The organism is Pseudoalteromonas rhizosphaerae, assembly GCF_902498845.1.
Lineage (GTDB): Bacteria > Pseudomonadota > Gammaproteobacteria > Enterobacterales > Alteromonadaceae > Pseudoalteromonas > Pseudoalteromonas rhizosphaerae.
In genome coordinates this window covers 33,015-50,967 of sequence record NZ_CABVLM010000010.1, presented here as the reverse complement: position 1 = coordinate 50,967, position 17,953 = coordinate 33,015, and the positions used below count along the sequence as shown (strand labels likewise).

Genomic DNA, 17,953 nt, shown 5'->3' with positions numbered 1-17,953 from the left:
AAAGCGTGAAATAATATGAACAGTATCTACTTTAGGTAATAAAAGGTGAATTGATTTATGTTTACAGGAATTGTGCAAACACAAGCGACGGTGATTTCCACTAACCAGCAGCAAGGTGTGATGCGTTTAGTGCTCGCTGTAGCAAAGCAATATGTTACAAAACTTGAGTTAGGTGCCAGCGTTGCTATTAATGGTTGCTGTTTAACGGTTGTTAAAGTAGATAATATCTCTGATCAACTGCTTGCTCAGGTTCACTATGATGTAATTGACGAAACATTACAGTTAACTAATTTAGGAAAGCTTATTGCTGGCAGTACCGTTAACTATGAGCGCTCTATGACTTTTGGTACTGAGTTAGGTGGGCATATTGTATCTGGTCACATTCACTGCACCGCCCAGATTGAAAATATTATTCATACACAAGATAATTGTAAAATACAGTTGTGCTTACCAAGTCAGTGGCAAAAGTATGTGATGTATAAAGGTTTTGTATCAGTCAATGGCGCTAGTCTCACGGTAGGTGAAACCGATGAGCAGGGCTTTTGGCTGCATTTGATCCCAGAGACATTAGCTATTACCAATATTGGTAAGGCTGTAATTGGTGATGCGCTAAATATCGAAGTTGATCAACAAACTTATACTATCATCAATACGGTCGAAAACTACTTACGGCAGCAGGCTTCGTAGTCAAATATAAATGCTAGGCTAAAATATTTGTTCGTCATCGCTGTCTATATGTAACTCTACCTTACTATTTGCATAGTCAATATGCATATTAAAATGGATAGGGTTACAGCATGCTGCGCAATCTTCGAAGTAATCTTGATCGCCATCACTAGCATCAAGGGTAATATGAATATGATGGCCACAATGTGGGCAGCAGATCCGTTGTGAGAGTTGGTTTTTCATAAATGATTCAACCTTACAAAGCAGAGCAATAAAAGGTAATTATTTATCGCTGCTGATAAATGGTTATGCACCCCACAATTGAACGCTAGCGCCTGTCATTGCTGGGGTTGTTCAACATTAAGTGATACCTAAATATAGTCTGCTTTATTCATTTATGACATCTATTTGACAATAAAAACGACCTTATTTCAGTAGTAGTTCTATTTTTTGTTTAGCTTCAGTAAGATAGTGGCCGGCAAAGATATTTGCATGATTTAAAATAGGGTAAAGCTGGTAAATTAACTTACGTTGCTCATAGCCCTGTGTTAGTGGGTAATGCTTGTTATAGGCGATGTAAAAAGCGTCAGGTAAAGGAGCAAACAGCTCGCTCATGGCAATATCAACTTCCCGATCACCATAATAGCAGCTCGGATCAAATACACTCGGTACTGATTGAATAAATCCCATGTTGCCACGCCAAAAATCGCCATGCAATAATGATGGCTTTACGGTATGACTATGCAGCATATCTTTTATCAGGGCGACAAAGTAATCTTTGTCAACGAGATCAATGCCTTTTTCATGCAGTAATTGGAGCTGCCAGCCAATGCGCTCTTCGGCAAAAAATATATTCCATTTTTTATGCCAGCGATTGGGCTGAGTTGTTGGGCCAATAAAATTATCCTGATCAAAACCAAACATGGCTTGGCGATGTTTCAGATGCAGGCTTGCAAGGTGGCTACCCATAATATGCCAGTTGGTATGAGGTTGTTGGTCAAGTTCAAGCCATTCTAAAACGATAAATGAAAACTCAATATTAGCACCTGTAGTGATACAATCTGGCACCATAAATAAGCTCTCTTTAGTGAGCAGTTGTAAATTGTGGGCTTCGTTTTCAAATCGCTCTAAGTCACTACGATGGGCTACTTTTACAAAATACTGGTGTATACCATCACTGAGTTGAAATAATTTATCGTTATTAGGGCTTTGCAGTTGGCGTTTTATAGTGTGTTTAAAGTCAAAATGCATAGCTTGGCTTATCTGTTCGTTAACCGTATTCCACATAGCATTGTTCACCTTTTATACAGATAGTTAAACTATGGCAAAAAGTAGTTAAATAAACAAACTCTTGAGAGTAAAATTAATATTTTGTAAGCGCGCGCTTAGCTTTATGCAACAACCAAGTGGAGAGAATGATGAATAAAAGCCTTATTACCAATGTAATTGCCGGGATTTTAGTGGTGGCGGGTTTTCTATTCGACCAAGCAATTGTACTGTCAATCGGCTTATTTGCACTCTCAGGCGCAGTGACTAATTTACTCGCAGTGCATATGTTATTTGAAAAAGTACCTTTGTTATATGGGTCGGGCGTGATCCAGCTGAAGTTTGCGGGGTTTAAAGTGGCGATTAAAAATCTTATTTTAACCGAGTTCTTTTCAGAGCAAAAAATATCTCAATTGTTAGGCAACAAAAATATCAATGTCGATCTACAGCCAGTGATCAATGAAGTCGATTTAAATCCAGCTTTTGATAGCTTACTTGACGTTATTGAGCACTCCCAATTTGGTAGCATGTTAGCGATGTTTGGTGGTAGTGCCGCGGTTGAGCCAATGCGCGAAGCATTTATTGACAAAATGCGTGGATCATTACTTAATATGAGCGAAACCGATGAGTTTAAAAGTTTGGTGAATGAAAAATTAACGCAATCAGGGCTCGCAAGTGATTCGTTGTTTAACACGGTTTCTGGCTTAGTTGATAAGCGTTTAGACGAGCTGACACCAAAAATGGTCAAAGATATTATACAAACTATGATCCGTGAGCATTTAGGCTGGTTAGTTGTATGGGGCGGGGTATTCGGTGGTTTGTTTGGCCTGATTGCTGCAATTATATAAATTAATTTTAAGCAGGCCAACGACTCGCCTGCTTAAATTTGATATTGCTTAGCCATACTACTTAGAACCGGCAACAACCATAATTGTTTGTTGGTCTAGTTTTGCTAAATCTTGAATTGAGGTACCCGTTGTCGTTTCAAGGTTTAGATACTTTGCCGTTTTATTAAAACCGTAAGTTCCCGCAAATTTTGCGATACTCAAGTTGTTACAACGTAGTTTATTGGTTACGGTTGTTTTGCTAATACGTAAGTCTTTCATTGTTGCATAAAGTTGCAAACGTTTATTGGAGCTCACAGCCATACAAATTTGAGTGCCAGGGCTATTATCAGCTGCAACAAATTGTGCTGCTTCAGTATTGGTTGTAGTAAGTGCTGCTGAGCTTAAAAGTAACGTTGTACAAAGTGTAGTTGTTAAAGTATTCATCATCATTCTCCAGTGGTTTGGTATGTCTGCTTGTTGACGAGTTAAATATTAGCTTTATTTTTAAATAAAGCTGTAAATGAAAATCGACAAGATGTAACACCGTGTGTGGATGTGTTTTATAATAACTAACTATCTGATAGTAAATGATTTAATGTGTGTTTTTTGACATATTTCAAACAAATTATTTTTCACTTTTTTTATTGCTTTTGGTTGTTTTTCAATCTGCTTTCATAGGTTTTACATGCTATTTACTTTAGAGTCATTGCACTTTGTTGTGCAGCATTACTGACATATTTTTCAACCCTGTTATGATCGTCTTGATTATCAAATACCTGTCTATTAGGAGACTCTGTGAGTAAAACATTGGCGAGTTATTATCAGCAAGCATACGCCTGTGAACAGCATAATTTTAACCGTTGCTTTTATTGTGGCTGTGAAGCGACTGAGCGCGATCATTGCCCGCCATTGCATATGCTACAAAGCATTATTGATTTAGGTGAAGAAGCTGAGTTTATTAGTATTCCAGCGTGCTATGAATGCTATGCAATATTGCATAACGAGCGCTTAATGACGATTGATGAACGCTTTACTAAGTTAAAAAACAAACTCGGTGCCAAATATGCTAAACCACTGCGGGTTTATAATATGTGGCATGAGAATGAACTTAGCGATATGAGTGATGAGTTTGCACATAGCATTAAAGCGGGTATGGCGTTAGGAAAAGAAGCCGCAGAGCGCTTGGCGTTTAGTGGTTTTAGTTATGCAACCGAAGAAGCCAAGGTCACAGTGCGAGAAAAAACGGCTGAGTTTGATGTCGAAGGCGCCATTTTTACTGATTTTAAAGAAGCTTTAAATTATTGTATTAGCGAATTAAAAGTACAAAAAAGTGATTTTTATAAAATTTTAGTAGAAGACTACCAAGGTGATTTTAATAAAGCCTTGAGTCAGTATCGACATCGTCACGATAAAGTGACTGCCGCTAAAGATGGCGATTGCCTAATTAAGGATTTTTCAAAATTGCATAAACAAAATTCAGACTTCGTAACTCGAACTGTTAAGCACTTTATTAGTAAAGATCCAAGTTTGACAACAGAAGCTGCACTTGAGCAACTGTATAACAATTATATTAAGAAATAACATTCATCTTATATAAATGCAGCTCTAGCTGATTTTTTAGCTTTATGTTGTGTGTTTATATAAAGTAACAAAAAAACAACAACAGAGACTAATATGATGCAAAAATTTGCTCCTTCATTGTTGGTTGTTGCACTTGGTGTGGCGATTGCCGGCTGCCAAGACAACGGCCCACAAGACGACAAAGTAACAATCAATAAAAATCCATATCCAAGTACCTATAAGGTACTTAAATCAACCACGACGCTTATCACCAATGCAACAGTACTAACAGGTACAGGTGAGCGTTTAGAAGAAGCCGATGTATTACTTGTTGACGGAAAAGTGCAACAAGTCGGTAAAGATCTAACTGCACAAGCTGATTTGACTATTGATGCACAAGGTAAATGGGTTACACCTGGGCTTATTGATGTACATTCACACTTAGGAGCATACCCAAGCCCTTCTGTTGAATCTCATCAGGACGGCAATGAAATGACCAGCCCAAATACTGCCGAAGTGTGGGTTGAGCATTCAATTTGGCCGCAAGACCCTGGTTTTAACCGCGCACGTGAAGGCGGGATTACTGCATTACAAATTTTACCCGGCTCAGCTAATTTATTTGGTGGTCGTGGGGTTACTTTAAAAAATGTTCCATCGCACACGATGCAGGGTATGAAGTTCCCAGATGCACCGTACGGTTTAAAAATGGCCTGTGGCGAAAACCCTAAGCGTGTTTACGGGCGTAAAGGGGTATTACCATCAACACGAATGGGCAATATGGCCGGTTATCGTGAGGCTTGGATAGGCGCCGCTGAGTATAAACGTGCGTGGGATAAATACGATGCTGATTATGCAGCAGGTAAAAATCCAGAGGTGCCGCATCGTGATATTAAATACGATACATTGCGTGGTGTATTAGAGGGCGAAGTTAGGATCCACAATCATTGTTACAAAGCAGAAGAAATGGCAATGATGATTGACCTTTCAAAAGAGTTTGGTTATCACGCGGGTACTTTCCATCACGGTATTGAAGCATACAAAATTGCTGATTTACTCGCTGAAAATGGCTCCTGTGCTGCGCTTTGGCCTGATTGGTGGGGCTTTAAAATGGAAGCTTACGACATGGTACAAGAGAACGTAGCGATTGTTGATGCGGTTAAAAATTCTTGTGCTGTTGTTCATTCAGACTCTGACACCACTATCCAGCGCTTGAATCAAGAAGCTGGCAAAGTAATGTACCGCGCCAACGACAATGGTTTTAATATCTCTGAACAGCATGCAATCAAATGGATTACTTCAAATGCTGCAAAATCGCTAGGTATAGCTGATAAAACCGGTTCACTCGAAGCTGGCAAACAGGCTGATGTGGTAATTTGGAATCAAAGTCCGTTTAGTGTTTATGCTAAAGCTGAGCAAGTATTTGTTGATGGTGCGAAAGTGTATGATCGCTACGATGATACATTCCAAGCACAAAGCGATTTTATGTTAGGTCAAAAATAAGGAGTAACTAGGATGACAAAATTAACACATTCATTTTCACTCTCGCTAGTTGCTGCTGGTTTGTTAGCAAGTACTGCGGTGAACGCCCAATCAGTCGCTATCATCAACGCCACTGTTCATACCTCAACTGAGCAAGGTATTTTACAAGGCGCTAGCATCATCATGGATGAAGGCAAAATTATTGCTATTAATCCTGCAACAGTCGAGGCTGATACGATTATTGATGCCAAAGGGCAAATTGTTACAGCTGGCTTTATTGGCAGCATGAATCAGTTAGGTCTAGTTGAAGTGGGCGCTGTTGCTGGCTCTCGCGATGCTGGCGATGATAAAGCGGGGATCGATTTTGATCCAAGCCTAGCATTTAATGCTCACTCAAGCTTGATCCCGTATGCACGTAAAGGTGGTATCACCCGTGATGTGATCACCCCACATGGCGGAGAAAGTATTTTTGCAGGCCTTGCCAGCGTAGTTGATTTAAGCGGTGAGTTTGACAGTGTTAAGCAAACGCAAGTCGCGCTGGTGGTGCACTTAGGCGAGCAGAGCAAAGGCTCTCGTGCTATGTCGCTGAAAAACTTGATTGATAAGTTAGCTGCTCATCAACAAAAAGCCAGCAAAAAAGATAAAAAAGACGATGCTGTACCAAGCACTGAAGATAAAGTGCTCGATAAAGTATTAGCGGGTGAAATGCCACTATTAGTAACGGCTTCTCGCGCTGCAGATATTATTGAGCTAATCAAAGTAAAACAACAGTTTTCACTTAATTTAGTGATTGCAGGCGCACAAGATGCCGTGGTTGTAAAAGAGCAATTAGCGCAAGCAAATGTTCCAGTCATTGTAAGTTCTATGGAGAGCTTGCCAGGCAGTTTTGATTCGCTACATGCGAGTTTAGATAATGCAGGCAAACTCGAAAAAGCAGGCGTAAAAGTGTTGTTGTCGATCGCAGGCGATGCCAGTCACAATGTTTATCAATTGCGTTTTGACGCGGGTAATGCGGTTTCTTATGGCATGACACAAGCGGGTGCATTAAAAGCGATAACAGCGAATGTTGCTGATGTATTTGGAATTAATGCCGGTAGTGTGGCGATAGGTAAAGCTGCTGACTTAGTGATGTGGAACGATGACCCATTTGATTTTACTAGTCACGTAACTAAAATGTTTATTAACGGCGAAGAAGTTTCAACTGAAGCACGCCAAGATAAACTCCGTAAGCGTTATACTACTGACTCAGATATGCCTCGCGCATATACTAAGTAACTACGTTCAGCTTAGTAACTTGAACAATTTAAAGGCTGCATTTGCTGCCTTTTTGCTTTTTGTATCAGTGAAAAATAAAACATTATTTAAAAGCCACAAAAAAGGCGCTCACTTTAACAGTGAGCGCCTTTTAAATTTAAATCGATACTTATACTAGTTTAGCTAAGATATCGTTAAATGTTGTGCTAGGGCGCATTGCTTTAAATGCTGCATCATCATTTGGTTGGAAATAACCACCGATGTTTACAGCTGGGCCTTGTGCATCGTTAAGTTCGTTAACGATTTGTTCTTTGTTGGTTTCTAAATCACTGGCGATTTGTGTGAACTGTGCTTTAAGTTCACTGTCATCGTTTTGCTTGGCAAGCTCTTGCGCCCAGAATAAAGATAGGAAGAAGTGAGAACCACGGTTATCAATTTCTTTCACTTTACGAGACGGTGATTTGTTTTCAGCAAGGAAAGTACCTGTTGCTTTATCAAGGGTATCAGCTAGCACTTGTGCTTTGTTGTTACCAGTATTGACAGCTAGGTGCTCAAGTGATGCCGCAAGTGCTAAAAACTCACCTAACGAATCCCAACGTAAGTGGTTTTCTTTTTCGAATTGTTGAACGTGCTTCGGTGCTGAACCACCCGCGCCAGTTTCAAATAAACCGCCGCCATTCATAAGTGGTACGATTGAAAGCATTTTTGCACTCGTACCAAGCTCAAGAATTGGGAATAAATCAGTTAGGTAATCACGTAATACGTTACCTGTTACTGAAATAGTATCTAGGCCATCTTTAATGCGTGCAAGAGAGAATAAGGTTGCTTCAAGTGGTGCAAGTATTTGAATATCAAGGCCAGATGTATCGTGGTCTGGCAAGTATGCGTTAACTTTTTTGATTAACTGTGCATCGTGTGCACGGTTTTCGTCAAGCCAGAAAATAGCAGGGTTACCGGTAGCGCGTGCACGGTTTACAGCTAATTTTACCCAATCTTGAATTGGTGCATCTTTAACTTGGCACATGCGCCATACATCGCCTTGCTCAACAGTGTGTTGTAGCAATACGTTGTCAGCACTATCAACAACACGGATCACACCATTTGCTGGTGCTTCAAATGTTTTGTCGTGTGAACCATATTCTTCAGCTTTTTGTGCCATTAGGCCAACGTTAGGAACGCTACCCATAGTGGTTGGATCAAATGCACCGTGTTCTTTACAGAAATCAATTGTTGCTTGATAAACACCAGAGTAACAACGATCAGGAATGACAAAGCTAGTATCTTGTAATTTACCTTCACTGTTCCACATTTGACCGCTTGAACGAATTGCAGCAGGCATAGACGCATCGATAATCACATCACTTGGTACGTGTAAGTTAGTGATACCACGATCAGAATCAACCATCGCAATTGCAGGGCGTGTAGCGTATACAGCGTCAATATCAGCTTCGATTTCAGCGCGTTTAGCATCGTCTAATGTTTGGATTTTAGCGTAAACATCACCAAGACCATTATTAACATCAACACCTAGCTCAGCAAATAAAGCGCCGTGCTTAGCAAAAACGTCTTTATAGAATACTTTTACCGCATGACCAAAGATGATTGGATCAGATACTTTCATCATGGTTGCTTTCATATGTAATGAAAACAGAATGCCTTTTTCTTTTGCAGCATCGATTTCAGCCGCTAAGAAAGCTTGTAGTTTCGTAATACTGATTGAAGATGCATCAATCACTTCACCAGCAAGTAATGGCGTGCTTGCTTTAAGAACAGATACGTCGCCATTTTCAGCAACGTGCTCAATACGTACATCAGTAGCAGTATCAAGCGTTACTGATTGCTCAGAGCCAAAGAAATCGCCTTCGCTCATGCTCGCAACATTTGAAGCAGAATCTTTGCTCCATGCCCCCATTGAATGTGGGTTGTTACGTGCATATTCTTTTACAGAGCCAGGAGCACGACGATCAGAGTTACCTTCACGTAATACTGGGTTTACAGCACTACCTTTGATTTTGTCGTAAGTTGCTTGAATTGCTTTTTCTTCATCTGTTTTAGGTTCAGCAGGGTAGTCTGGCAGTGCGTAACCTTTTGCTTGTAATTCTTTGATAACAGCACGTAATTGTGGAACTGATGCACTGATATTTGGTAATTTAATGATGTTTGCTTCAGGTTTTTTAGCCAGCTCGCCTAATTCAGCAAGCGCATCACCAATACGTTGTTCTTCAGTTAAATACTCAGAGAAGTTAGCAATAACACGACCCGCTAAAGAGATGTCACGTGTTTCAACTTCAACGCCTGCGGCATTAGTGTATGCTTGGATGATCGGCAGCAAAGAGTATGTTGCTAGTGCCGGAGCTTCGTCTGTTTTAGTGTAGATAATTTTTGATGTCATCATCATTCCTAGATAGTAGGCGTAAGAGCCATATTCAACAATGCAAAGAAATATCATCGCCATCATGCGTGCACGACGTGACAATGATCAGTCAGTTAGGTGTTAATACTGTTGATTAAATAATCACACCTGACGAACTGTATTTAATTTTATGTTATTTATAAACTAAGTAAATTAGCCATTAGCCTAATTATTAGTGTTTAAAGGGCCTTTTGAGGCTGCTTTTAAGCACCCAAGAGTGTAACAAGCTTGGCAACAAAGGGCTAATAACAAATATAACATGGGGGTATTAAAAAAGAATTTCAAGAGGAAGGACAGTTTTTGTTCATTCTGTACGTTTAATTTCTAATAGATTAAAAATGCCAGCTTTGAATCTGAATTTATAATTTAATTGAGATTAAATAATTTAGAGGAATTAAGCGAGGATCTTTACAGGTCGCTCGCTTTAGTCGAACGTCTAAACAACTACACTAACTCTTCGTTAGGCGCTATATTAGTCGCATGCATGCCTTTAGGGCCTTGCTGCAATTCGAATGTTACATCTTGACCAGCTTTAAGTGTTTTATAACCGTCCATTACAATCGTTGAGTAATGGGCGAATATATCATTCTCGCAGCCGTCTTCTACGATGAAACCAAAACCTTTGGCATTATTGAACCATTTGACTTTACCACAAGCCATACTTCTACATCCTTCTATAAGTTGACTAATTTAGTTATTCTAAACCGTATAGTTTGATAGACTGACTAAGGTTTAATCAATCTACAATTGACTGTAGTTTATTTCGCCGATCAGTCAAGTGTTTTAAACTATTTTTTTAACATTTAATTTATTTTTTATTCAAGTTTGCTTGAGTTCCAAAGACAAGACTATATTTAATTATGAGTGGCATGAAAGATTCAGGTGTTTTAGATACGGTTCGCGATAGTGAGAAGCAAAAACTGCAACCACCGCGAAAATACAAAGTCATTTTAAATAATGATGATTACACGCCAATGGACTTTGTGATAGAAGTACTAACGACGTTTTTTAATATGGATAGCGATAGAGCAACAGATGTGATGCTGCAAGTTCATCAAAATGGTCGCGCAATTTGCGGTGTATATACCGCAGATGTAGCGTATACCAAAGTTGAACAAGTTAACCGTTATGCACGAGATAACGAGCATCCACTGCTATGTAGTTGTGAGCAGGAATAATACCAAGGTAGGGTGATCAAAATACCCATCACAACGGTATAAAAATATTATCTCAGTAAGGGGTTGCTAATGCTAAACAAAGATTTAGAACTAACTTTAAACGCGGCGTTTCGCGAAGCGCGTACACGTCGCCATGAATTTATGACTGTAGAGCACCTATTACTTGCCCTACTTGATAATCCATCGGCTGGAGAAGCGCTACACGCCTGCGGGATTGATATGGCAGCATTAAAAGCTGAGCTATCAGAGTTTATTAATGAGACCACTCCAGTCATTCCTGATTTAGAAGAAGAACGTGAAACTCAACCAACACTTGGTTTTCAGCGGGTATTGCAACGCGCGGTATTTCATGTGCAATCATCGGGTAAAAACGAAGTAACAGGCGTCAATGTGCTGGTTGCCATTTTTTCAGAACAAGAAAGCCAAGCGGTTTACTTGCTGAAAAAAGCTGATATCTCGCGACTAGATATTGTGAACTTTATATCTCATGGTATCTCTAAAGCAGACGATGACATGGGCGGTGAGGATGCTGATGACATCCATGAAGAAGTACAAGCCGTTCAAGGCGAAGAGCCAAGTAAATTAGAAAACTTCACGTCTAATTTGAATGTACTCGCCCGTGAAGGGAATATCGACCCATTGGTGGGCCGTGATAGTGAAGTAGAACGCACGGTGCAAGTACTGTGTCGTCGTAAAAAGAATAATCCGTTATTAGTTGGCGAAGCTGGGGTAGGTAAAACCGCTATTGCTGAAGGTCTAGCTTATCGCATAGTGCATGAACAAGTACCCGAAGTGATTGCCGATGCTGTGGTGTACTCGTTAGATATGGGGGCATTACTTGCAGGTACTAAATACCGCGGTGATTTTGAAAAGCGCTTTAAAGCATTACTAAAAGAGCTTCAGGCGAAACCTGGCGCTATTTTGTTTATTGATGAGATCCATACCATAATTGGTGCCGGCGCAGCCTCTGGTGGCGTTATGGACGCATCTAACCTGCTTAAACCACTGCTTTCGAGCGGTAAGTTACGTTGTATGGGCTCAACTACCTATAACGAGTATAAAAATATCTTTGAAAAAGACCGTGCGTTAGTGCGCCGTTTTCAGAAAATTGATGTACTTGAACCAAGTGTCGCTGATACCACTAAAATACTTAATGGTTTAAAAGAACGTTACGAAGAGCATCATGGCATTCGCTATACGCAAAAAGCGTTAAAAGCGGCGGCAGAGCTCAGTGCTAAGTACATTAATGAGCGTCACTTACCTGATAAAGCCATTGATGTTATTGATGAAGCGGGTGCTAGCCAACGATTACAACCGATCTCTAAACGCAAAAAAACCATTGGTGTGGCAGATATCGAATTGATCGTGGCAAAAATGGCGCGTATTCCGCAGCAAAGTGTGTCATCAAGCGATAAAGAGACTCTTAAAAATCTTGATCGTAACTTGAAGATGTTGGTATTTGGCCAAGATCAATCAATCGATGCACTAACCTCGGCCATTCGCTTATCACGTTCAGGCTTATCAAATGAAGATAAACCAGTCGGTTCGTTCTTGTTTGCAGGACCAACGGGTGTAGGTAAAACGGAGGTAACTAAACAGCTTGCAAAATGTATGGGTGTTGAGTTTATCCGTTTTGATATGTCTGAGTATGTTGAGCGCCACGCGGTAAGCCGTTTAATTGGTGCGCCTCCAGGCTACGTTGGTTTTGAACAAGGTGGTTTGTTAACTGAGGCTGTGATTAAAAATCCACATTCGGTTGTCTTACTGGATGAGATTGAGAAAGCTCACTCAGATATTTACAATATCTTACTGCAAGTGATGGATCATGGCACGCTGACAGATAATAACGGCCGTAAAGCTGACTTTAGAAATGTTGTGGTGGTGATGACTACCAATGCGGGCGTACAAGAAACAGTACGTAAATCAATAGGCTTTACTGATCAAGATCATTCTCATGATGCGATGAGCGAAATCAATAAAGTATTTTCGCCAGAATTTAGAAACCGCCTAGATAACATCATTTGGTTTAACCACCTTGATCGTGATGTAACTTTACTGGTTGTTGATAAATTTATTGTTGAGTTACAAGCGCAGCTGGATAAAAAGTCAGTTAATCTTGAGCTTACTAATAAAGCGCGGGAATGGTTGGCAGATAAAGGCTACGATAAAGCTATGGGCGCACGTCCAATGGGCCGCGTGATCCAAGAGCAATTGAAAAAGCCGCTGGCAAACGAGATCTTATTTGGGCAACTTATCGACGGTGGCACAGTGAAAGTGTCTATCAAAGATAAAAAATTGCGTTTTGATTATGAAACGAATTTAACACCTGCATAATTGCAGCGTTAAATAGAAAACAAAAAGCCCAGCAATTGCTGGGCTTTTTGTTTATTAAATGTAATTGTTAGTTTAGCTATCAATTACATTTAATAAACGCTTCAAGCTAATGTAGAAAGTAACTAAGTTACTCAGACAACTTAGCTAAAAACTTGATATTTCGTTAACGCACTAACTTAGCGAGCACGGAATACGATGCGACCTTTTGATAAATCGTATGGGGTCATTTCTACGGTAACTTTATCGCCGGTTAAAATGCGGATATAGTTTTTACGCATTTTACCTGAAATGTGAGCCACAACTACGTGACCATTTTCAAGCTCAACTCGGAACATTGTATTTGGTAAAGTATCAAGGACCGTCCCTTGCATTTCGATTACGTCTTCTTTCGCCATGTTTAGCGTAACACCTCTTTAATAGTTAAACGATGCAGATTCTGCCGAAAATACACCAATAAGTAAAGCCGCAGTAGGCATTTTTGTAAATTAAATAGCCAGCCACTGGTCTGCAACCCTATTTTGGGCAGGTAAAAATTGGGTTTTGTAACGCATTTTTGCACATTCATCAATTTGATAACCTAAATAGACAAATTCTTTATCGTATTGTTTGGCGAATTTGAGCTGCTCTAAAATCATAATTGTGCCCACACTGAAGTGCTCATAATCAGGATCAAAAAAAGTGTAAATAGCAGAAACAGCGTTGTGCATACAATCAGTTACCGCCACTGCAACCAGTTTCTCTTGGTCCCATAATTCAATAAAAGTAATTGGTAACCAGTGACAAAATATAAAGCTGTTGAACTGACTTTGTTCTGGTGGGTACATAGAACCGTCTTGGTGACGCTCGGTAATGTATTTACTGTATAACGGAAAGTATTCAGGGCGTTGTTGGTCTGAATATTTCACACTAAAGGCATTTTTTGCTTTATTAAGTTTACGTTTTTGTGATTTTGTCGGTAAAAATGCCTTAGCTAATACACGCACAGACTTACATGCGCTGCAAACAGGGCAGTGTGGTCGGTAAATTTGGTCACCACTACGGCGAAAACCGAGGGCCAGTAATTGCTCAAATTTGCCCGGAGTATAACAACTTGGATCCAAAATGACTAATAATTGCTCTTGGCGATCGGCTAGGTAGCTACAATCAAATTGTTGGCTTAAACCTAAACGAGCAGGTAAGTGTTCAGTCATAAATAGCGATAAGCTCCTGAGGTTGCCACATTGTTGTTGGAATAATAAACTCTTCTGCTTGTTTTAGTTTAGTTAAAAATTCTGAGCGCGGTAGCACTTTTTCACCTAAAGTGACTAAATAAGGATTCTCAAGCTGACAGTCAATAAAATGCGCATGGTGACGTTTCAACCAATTGACCAATGCCCACATGGCTAATTTTGAACAATTAGCTTGATGATGGAACATTGATTCGCCGCAAAATACGCCATGCTGCATAATACCGTACAAGCCTCCAACAAGTTTGTCGTCTGACCAGATTTCTAAACTATGCGCTAAGCCTGCTTTATGTGCATCTTTATAAGCGTTGAGCATTTTTTTTGTGATCCAGGTGCCATCGGTTTCTAAGCGTTGTTGGCGACAGGCTTCAATCACCTGAGTAAATTCGGTATTAATAGTCACTTTAACCGGATTTTTTTTCAGATGCTTGCGTAAGCTTCGGCTAATATGAAATTCATCGAGTTCAATGATGCCGCGCATACTTGGCGACCACCACATAATTGGCTCGTATTCACTAAACCATGGAAAAATACCGTAGCGATAGGCATTTTTTAATCGCGTTACAGATAAGCATCCACCAATGGCAAGTAAACCATCTGGATCATCTAATGCATGGGTGGGATCAGGAAAAGCAAAGTGGCTTTTAGCGAGTTGATAAAGTTGTTTAGTCATAACACCGATTGAATAACTGAATGATCAAGATAAAGTGTAACCTGTTGCTTTAAATTCACAAACCACAAATTATTTTGTTATCCATAGCCTCGTACAGGGCTTACTTCTAATAGGCAAATTGTAGGCAAAAAAAAGCGCGTTAAAAAACGCGCTTAATTGAACCATTAACTAATCGAATTAGCTAACCACTTTTACGGGTACTGCTTGACCTGCGTTGAATTTAGTTGTCATCGCTTCTTCAACAGGTACAAACGATGTAAGGTCAATACCTTCAACTGCAGACTTATACTCTTCGATAGTCGGGAAACGACCAAGTACAGTAGAAAGCACTACAACTGGCGTTGACCCCAGTAGTGACTCACCTTTTTTCTCAGATGTATCGGCTACTACACGGCCTTGGAACAGACGAGTTGATGTTGCGATAACAGTGTCACCAGGTTCTGCTTTTTCTTGGTTACCCATACATAAGTTACAACCAGGGCGTTCTAGGTATAGGATATTTTCATACTTAGTACGTGCCGCTGTTTTTGGTTTTTCATCGTCAAATTCAAAACCAGCGTATTTAGCAAGAATATCCCAGTCGCCTTCCGCTTTAAGCTCATCAACAATGTTGTATGTTGGTGGCGCAACAACTAATGGTGCTTTGAATGAGATAGAACCGTTTTTCTTCTCAAGGTTACGTAGCATGTGAGCAATAATTTTCATATCGCCTTTGTGAACCATACATGAACCAACGAAACCTAAATCAACAGGTTTGTCGTTGTAAAAAGAAACAGGGCGGATCACATCGTGAGTATAACGCTTAGAAACATCATCGTTGTTCACGTCTGGATCGGCAATCATTGGCTCAACGATTTGGTCCAAATCAACCACAACTTCTGCGTGGTATTTAGCGTTATCGTCTGGAGAAAGTGCTGGCTCTTCACCAGATTGAATACCTGCAATACGCTTGTCAGCTAAGTCGATTAGACCTTGTAGCGTTTGCGCCTCGTTATCCATCCCTTTGTTGATCATGATTTGGATACGTGATTTAGCAAGTTCAATTGACTTAATTAGCGTTTCATCATTTGAAATACAGATTGACGCTTTCGCTTTCATTTCTGCAGTCCAGTCAGTGAAAGTAAACGCTTGGTCAGCCATTAGGGTACCAATATGCACTTCAATGATACGACCTTGGAACACGTTTTCGCCGCCAAACTGCTTAAGCATTTGCGCTTGCGTTGCATGTACAACATCGCGGAAATCCATGTGCTTAGCCATTTTGCCTTTAAACGTCACTTTAACTGAATCAGGAATCGGCATCGCAGATTCACCCGTTGCAAGTGCAACAGCAACAGTACCTGAATCGGCACCAAAGGCAACGCCTTTAGACATACGTGTATGCGAGTCACCACCGATGATGATAGCGCGATCATCAATTGTAATGTCGTTCAATACTTTGTGAATAACGTCAGTCATTGCATGGTAAACGCCTTTCGGGTCACGTGCAGTGATCAAACCAAACTTATTCATAAACGCCATTAGTTTAGGAATGTTAGCTTGTGCTTTGCTATCCCATACTGATGCAGTGTGACAACCAGACTGATATGCACCATCAACAAGTGGTGAAATCGTTGAAGCCGCCATGGCTTCTAATTCTTGTGCTGTCATTGGACCCGTTGTATCTTGCGAACCAACGATGTTCACTTTAACGCGAACATTTGAGCCTGCGTGAAGTGGCGTATCTGATAGTACACCTACTGCATTACGGTTAAAGATTTTTTCAACCGCTGTTAAGCCTTGCCCTTCATGTGAAATTTCTTTTGAAGGTGCATACACAAGAGGAGTTTCAATGCCGAGCGTTTCAGCAGCAAACGTTTGTAGTTTCTTACCAAATACTACAGCGTAAGAACCACCAGCTTTCATGAATTCAACTTTTTGCGGTGTGAATGCTGATGAAATATCAACAAGTTCTTTATCACCGTTATAAAGCTTTTTCTCTTTTGTATTGATTGTTAACACAGTACCGGTAGCAACAGAGTACGCTTCTTCAAGCACTGCGTCGCCATTTTCATCAGTTACAGTATTGCCGTCTGCGTCTACTTTCTTAACCCAGTTTTTAAGATCAAGACCAATACCGCCGGTTACATCAACCGTCGTTAAGAAGATTGGTGCGATACCATTAGTACCTGCAACAACAGGTGCAATATTGATGAAAGGAACGTATGGACTTGCTTGTTTACCTGCCCAAAGTGCAACGTTATTTACACCAGACATACGAGATGAACCAACGCCCATCGTGCCTTTTTCAGCAATAAGCATTACTTTAGCGTTAGGGTGTTTCTTTTGAAGCGCAACAATTTCTTGCTGTGCTTCTTCAGTGATCATGCATTTACCGTGTAGTTCACGGTCAGCACGTGAATGGGCTTGGTTACCTGGAGACAGTAAATCAGTTGAGATGTCGCCTTCACCAGCAATGTAGGTTACTACATCGATTTTTTCTTCGATGTCAGGTAATTTTGTGAAGAATTCAGCTTGTGCGAAGCTCTCTAGTAATTCTTTAGCAATTGCATTGCCTGCTTCGTATGCCGCTTTTATGCGAGCCATATCTGCATCGTATAAGAATACTTGAGTCTTAAGTACTTCAGCCGCTTGTGCTGCGATTGTTGCGTCATCAGCAAATACTAAATCAATTAGCATTTCAATTGACGGGCCGCCTTTCATGTGTGAAAGCAGTTCAAATGCGAATTCTGGAGTGATCTCTGCAACTTGCTCTTCACCCAAAATAATTTCTTTTAGAAACTGTGCTTTAACGCCCGCAGCACTGGTTGTTCCTGGTAATGTATTAAAGATAAAGAAATGCAGTGAATCTTTACGGTGCTCGTTATTAGTATCTTTAATTTGATTAATGATTTCTGATACTAGTTCAGCGCTATCGATTGGTTGTGGGTTTAATCCAAGCTCCGTTTTACGGGTTTGGATTTCTTCCATATATTTTGTATACAAACTCATAGAAAACTCTCGGTATTTTACTTGATATGAAGTTAAGCATTTTAACTGATTTTACAGTCTCTAGTAATGCCTAAATGAATAAAGCT

Annotated in this window: 16 protein-coding genes; 7 read left to right on the top strand and 9 right to left on the bottom strand. The window is 40.2% G+C overall.

All coding sequences use genetic code 11. The features are described from left to right. Positions 1 to 57 precede the first annotated feature (57 nt). Positions 58 to 687, top strand: coding sequence for a riboflavin synthase subunit alpha (locus tag PSR9079_RS15605; RefSeq protein ID WP_149982348.1), 630 nt, complete (start codon positions 58 to 60; stop codon positions 685 to 687). Positions 688 to 705: 18 nt separating this feature from the next. Here PSR9079_RS15605 and PSR9079_RS15600 read toward each other — a convergent pair whose 3' ends face one another. Then, a complete protein-coding gene (locus tag PSR9079_RS15600) occupies positions 706 to 909 on the bottom strand; it encodes a CPXCG motif-containing cysteine-rich protein (RefSeq protein ID WP_145233067.1) in 204 nt (67 codons plus the stop codon). Positions 910 to 1,092: 183 nt separating this feature from the next. Continuing rightward, positions 1,093 to 1,953 carry a fructosamine kinase family protein gene (locus tag PSR9079_RS15595; RefSeq protein ID WP_149982347.1) on the bottom strand — a complete coding sequence of 287 codons (861 nt, stop codon included), beginning with the start codon at positions 1,951 to 1,953 and terminating at the stop codon, positions 1,093 to 1,095. A gap of 131 nt (positions 1,954 to 2,084) precedes the next feature. Here PSR9079_RS15595 and PSR9079_RS15590 point away from each other — a divergent pair, with 131 nt between their 5' ends. After that, positions 2,085 to 2,780 carry a DUF445 domain-containing protein gene (locus tag PSR9079_RS15590; RefSeq protein ID WP_149982346.1) on the top strand — a complete coding sequence of 232 codons (696 nt, stop codon included), beginning with the start codon at positions 2,085 to 2,087 and terminating at the stop codon, positions 2,778 to 2,780. Positions 2,781 to 2,837: 57 nt separating this feature from the next. On the opposite strand, the gene PSR9079_RS15585 is transcribed toward PSR9079_RS15590, so the two are convergent. Beyond that, on the bottom strand, positions 2,838 to 3,203 hold the full coding sequence (locus tag PSR9079_RS15585) for a DUF3718 domain-containing protein (protein WP_149982345.1): 366 nt from the start codon (positions 3,201 to 3,203) through the stop codon (positions 2,838 to 2,840). Positions 3,204 to 3,554: 351 nt separating this feature from the next. On the opposite strand from PSR9079_RS15585, the gene PSR9079_RS15580 reads away from it, so the two are divergent. The 3 genes from PSR9079_RS15580 (at position 3,555) to PSR9079_RS15570 (ending at position 7,073) form a co-directional block, all read left to right on the top strand. Next, a complete protein-coding gene (locus PSR9079_RS15580) occupies positions 3,555 to 4,340 on the top strand; it encodes a hypothetical protein (protein ID WP_145233071.1) in 786 nt (261 codons plus the stop codon). 96 nt (positions 4,341 to 4,436) lie between these two features. Next, on the top strand, positions 4,437 to 5,819 hold the full coding sequence (locus PSR9079_RS15575; RefSeq protein WP_149982434.1) for an amidohydrolase: 1,383 nt from the start codon (positions 4,437 to 4,439) through the stop codon (positions 5,817 to 5,819). 12 nt (positions 5,820 to 5,831) lie between these two features. Further along, on the top strand, positions 5,832 to 7,073 hold the full coding sequence (locus PSR9079_RS15570) for an amidohydrolase family protein (protein ID WP_149982344.1): 1,242 nt from the start codon (positions 5,832 to 5,834) through the stop codon (positions 7,071 to 7,073). Positions 7,074 to 7,221: 148 nt separating this feature from the next. Here the strand turns inward: PSR9079_RS15570 and PSR9079_RS15565 are convergent, their stop codons facing one another. Both PSR9079_RS15565 and cspD read right to left on the bottom strand, forming a co-directional pair. Further along, positions 7,222 to 9,444: an NADP-dependent isocitrate dehydrogenase gene (locus PSR9079_RS15565; RefSeq protein ID WP_145233392.1), complete on the bottom strand. Its 2,223-nt coding sequence runs from the start codon at positions 9,442 to 9,444 to the stop codon at positions 7,222 to 7,224. A 465-nt stretch (positions 9,445 to 9,909) separates the two neighbouring features. Next, entirely contained in the window at positions 9,910 to 10,125 is a 216-nt protein-coding gene (gene cspD, locus PSR9079_RS15560; RefSeq protein ID WP_054204685.1) for a cold shock domain-containing protein CspD, read from the bottom strand. 209 nt (positions 10,126 to 10,334) lie between these two features. Here cspD and clpS point away from each other — a divergent pair, with 209 nt between their 5' ends. Next, positions 10,335 to 10,643: an ATP-dependent Clp protease adapter ClpS gene (gene clpS, locus PSR9079_RS15555; protein ID WP_179959204.1), complete on the top strand. Its 309-nt coding sequence runs from the start codon at positions 10,335 to 10,337 to the stop codon at positions 10,641 to 10,643. Between the two features lie 69 nt (positions 10,644 to 10,712). Beyond that, positions 10,713 to 12,977, top strand: coding sequence for an ATP-dependent Clp protease ATP-binding subunit ClpA (clpA, locus tag PSR9079_RS15550; RefSeq protein ID WP_145233074.1), 2,265 nt, complete (start codon positions 10,713 to 10,715; stop codon positions 12,975 to 12,977). Between the two features lie 176 nt (positions 12,978 to 13,153). Here the strand turns inward: clpA and infA are convergent, their stop codons facing one another. The 4 genes from infA to PSR9079_RS15530 all read right to left on the bottom strand — a co-directional run bounded on the left by infA (position 13,154) and on the right by PSR9079_RS15530 (position 17,867). Further along, positions 13,154 to 13,372, bottom strand: a complete 219-nt coding sequence (infA, locus tag PSR9079_RS15545) for a translation initiation factor IF-1 (protein ID WP_002962494.1) — start codon at positions 13,370 to 13,372, stop codon at positions 13,154 to 13,156. Positions 13,373 to 13,462: 90 nt separating this feature from the next. Beyond that, on the bottom strand, positions 13,463 to 14,167 hold the full coding sequence (locus PSR9079_RS15540; RefSeq protein ID WP_145233075.1) for an arginyltransferase: 705 nt from the start codon (positions 14,165 to 14,167) through the stop codon (positions 13,463 to 13,465). After that, positions 14,160 to 14,876, bottom strand: a complete 717-nt coding sequence (gene aat, locus PSR9079_RS15535) for a leucyl/phenylalanyl-tRNA--protein transferase (protein ID WP_145233076.1) — start codon at positions 14,874 to 14,876, stop codon at positions 14,160 to 14,162. Before aat ends, PSR9079_RS15540 begins: the two co-directional genes overlap by 8 nt. Before the next feature lie 177 nt (positions 14,877 to 15,053). Continuing rightward, on the bottom strand, positions 15,054 to 17,867 hold the full coding sequence (locus PSR9079_RS15530) for a bifunctional aconitate hydratase 2/2-methylisocitrate dehydratase (protein ID WP_149982343.1): 2,814 nt from the start codon (positions 17,865 to 17,867) through the stop codon (positions 15,054 to 15,056). Between the last annotated feature and the right edge of the window lie 86 nt (positions 17,868 to 17,953).

Excerpts from the sequence above, each read along its gene's own strand:
- PSR9079_RS15605 (WP_149982348.1), top strand. The coding sequence starts at position 58 with ATGTTTACAGGAATTGTGCAAACACAAGCGACGGTGATTTCCACTAAC.
- PSR9079_RS15600 (WP_145233067.1), bottom strand. The coding sequence starts at position 909 with ATGAAAAACCAACTCTCACAACGGATCTGCTGCCCACATTGTGGCCAT.
- PSR9079_RS15595 (WP_149982347.1), bottom strand. The coding sequence starts at position 1,953 with ATGTGGAATACGGTTAACGAACAGATAAGCCAAGCTATGCATTTTGAC.
- PSR9079_RS15590 (WP_149982346.1), top strand. The coding sequence starts at position 2,085 with ATGAATAAAAGCCTTATTACCAATGTAATTGCCGGGATTTTAGTGGTG.
- PSR9079_RS15585 (WP_149982345.1), bottom strand. The coding sequence starts at position 3,203 with ATGAATACTTTAACAACTACACTTTGTACAACGTTACTTTTAAGCTCA.
- PSR9079_RS15575 (WP_149982434.1), top strand. The coding sequence starts at position 4,437 with ATGCAAAAATTTGCTCCTTCATTGTTGGTTGTTGCACTTGGTGTGGCG.
- PSR9079_RS15570 (WP_149982344.1), top strand. The coding sequence starts at position 5,832 with ATGACAAAATTAACACATTCATTTTCACTCTCGCTAGTTGCTGCTGGT.
- PSR9079_RS15565 (WP_145233392.1), bottom strand. The coding sequence starts at position 9,444 with ATGACATCAAAAATTATCTACACTAAAACAGACGAAGCTCCGGCACTA.
- cspD (WP_054204685.1), bottom strand. The coding sequence starts at position 10,125 with ATGGCTTGTGGTAAAGTCAAATGGTTCAATAATGCCAAAGGTTTTGGT.
- clpS (WP_179959204.1), top strand. The coding sequence starts at position 10,335 with ATGAAAGATTCAGGTGTTTTAGATACGGTTCGCGATAGTGAGAAGCAA.
- clpA (WP_145233074.1), top strand. The coding sequence starts at position 10,713 with ATGCTAAACAAAGATTTAGAACTAACTTTAAACGCGGCGTTTCGCGAA.
- infA (WP_002962494.1), bottom strand. The coding sequence starts at position 13,372 with ATGGCGAAAGAAGACGTAATCGAAATGCAAGGGACGGTCCTTGATACT.
- PSR9079_RS15540 (WP_145233075.1), bottom strand. The coding sequence starts at position 14,167 with ATGACTGAACACTTACCTGCTCGTTTAGGTTTAAGCCAACAATTTGAT.
- aat (WP_145233076.1), bottom strand. The coding sequence starts at position 14,876 with ATGACTAAACAACTTTATCAACTCGCTAAAAGCCACTTTGCTTTTCCT.
- PSR9079_RS15530 (WP_149982343.1), bottom strand. The coding sequence starts at position 17,867 with ATGAGTTTGTATACAAAATATATGGAAGAAATCCAAACCCGTAAAACG.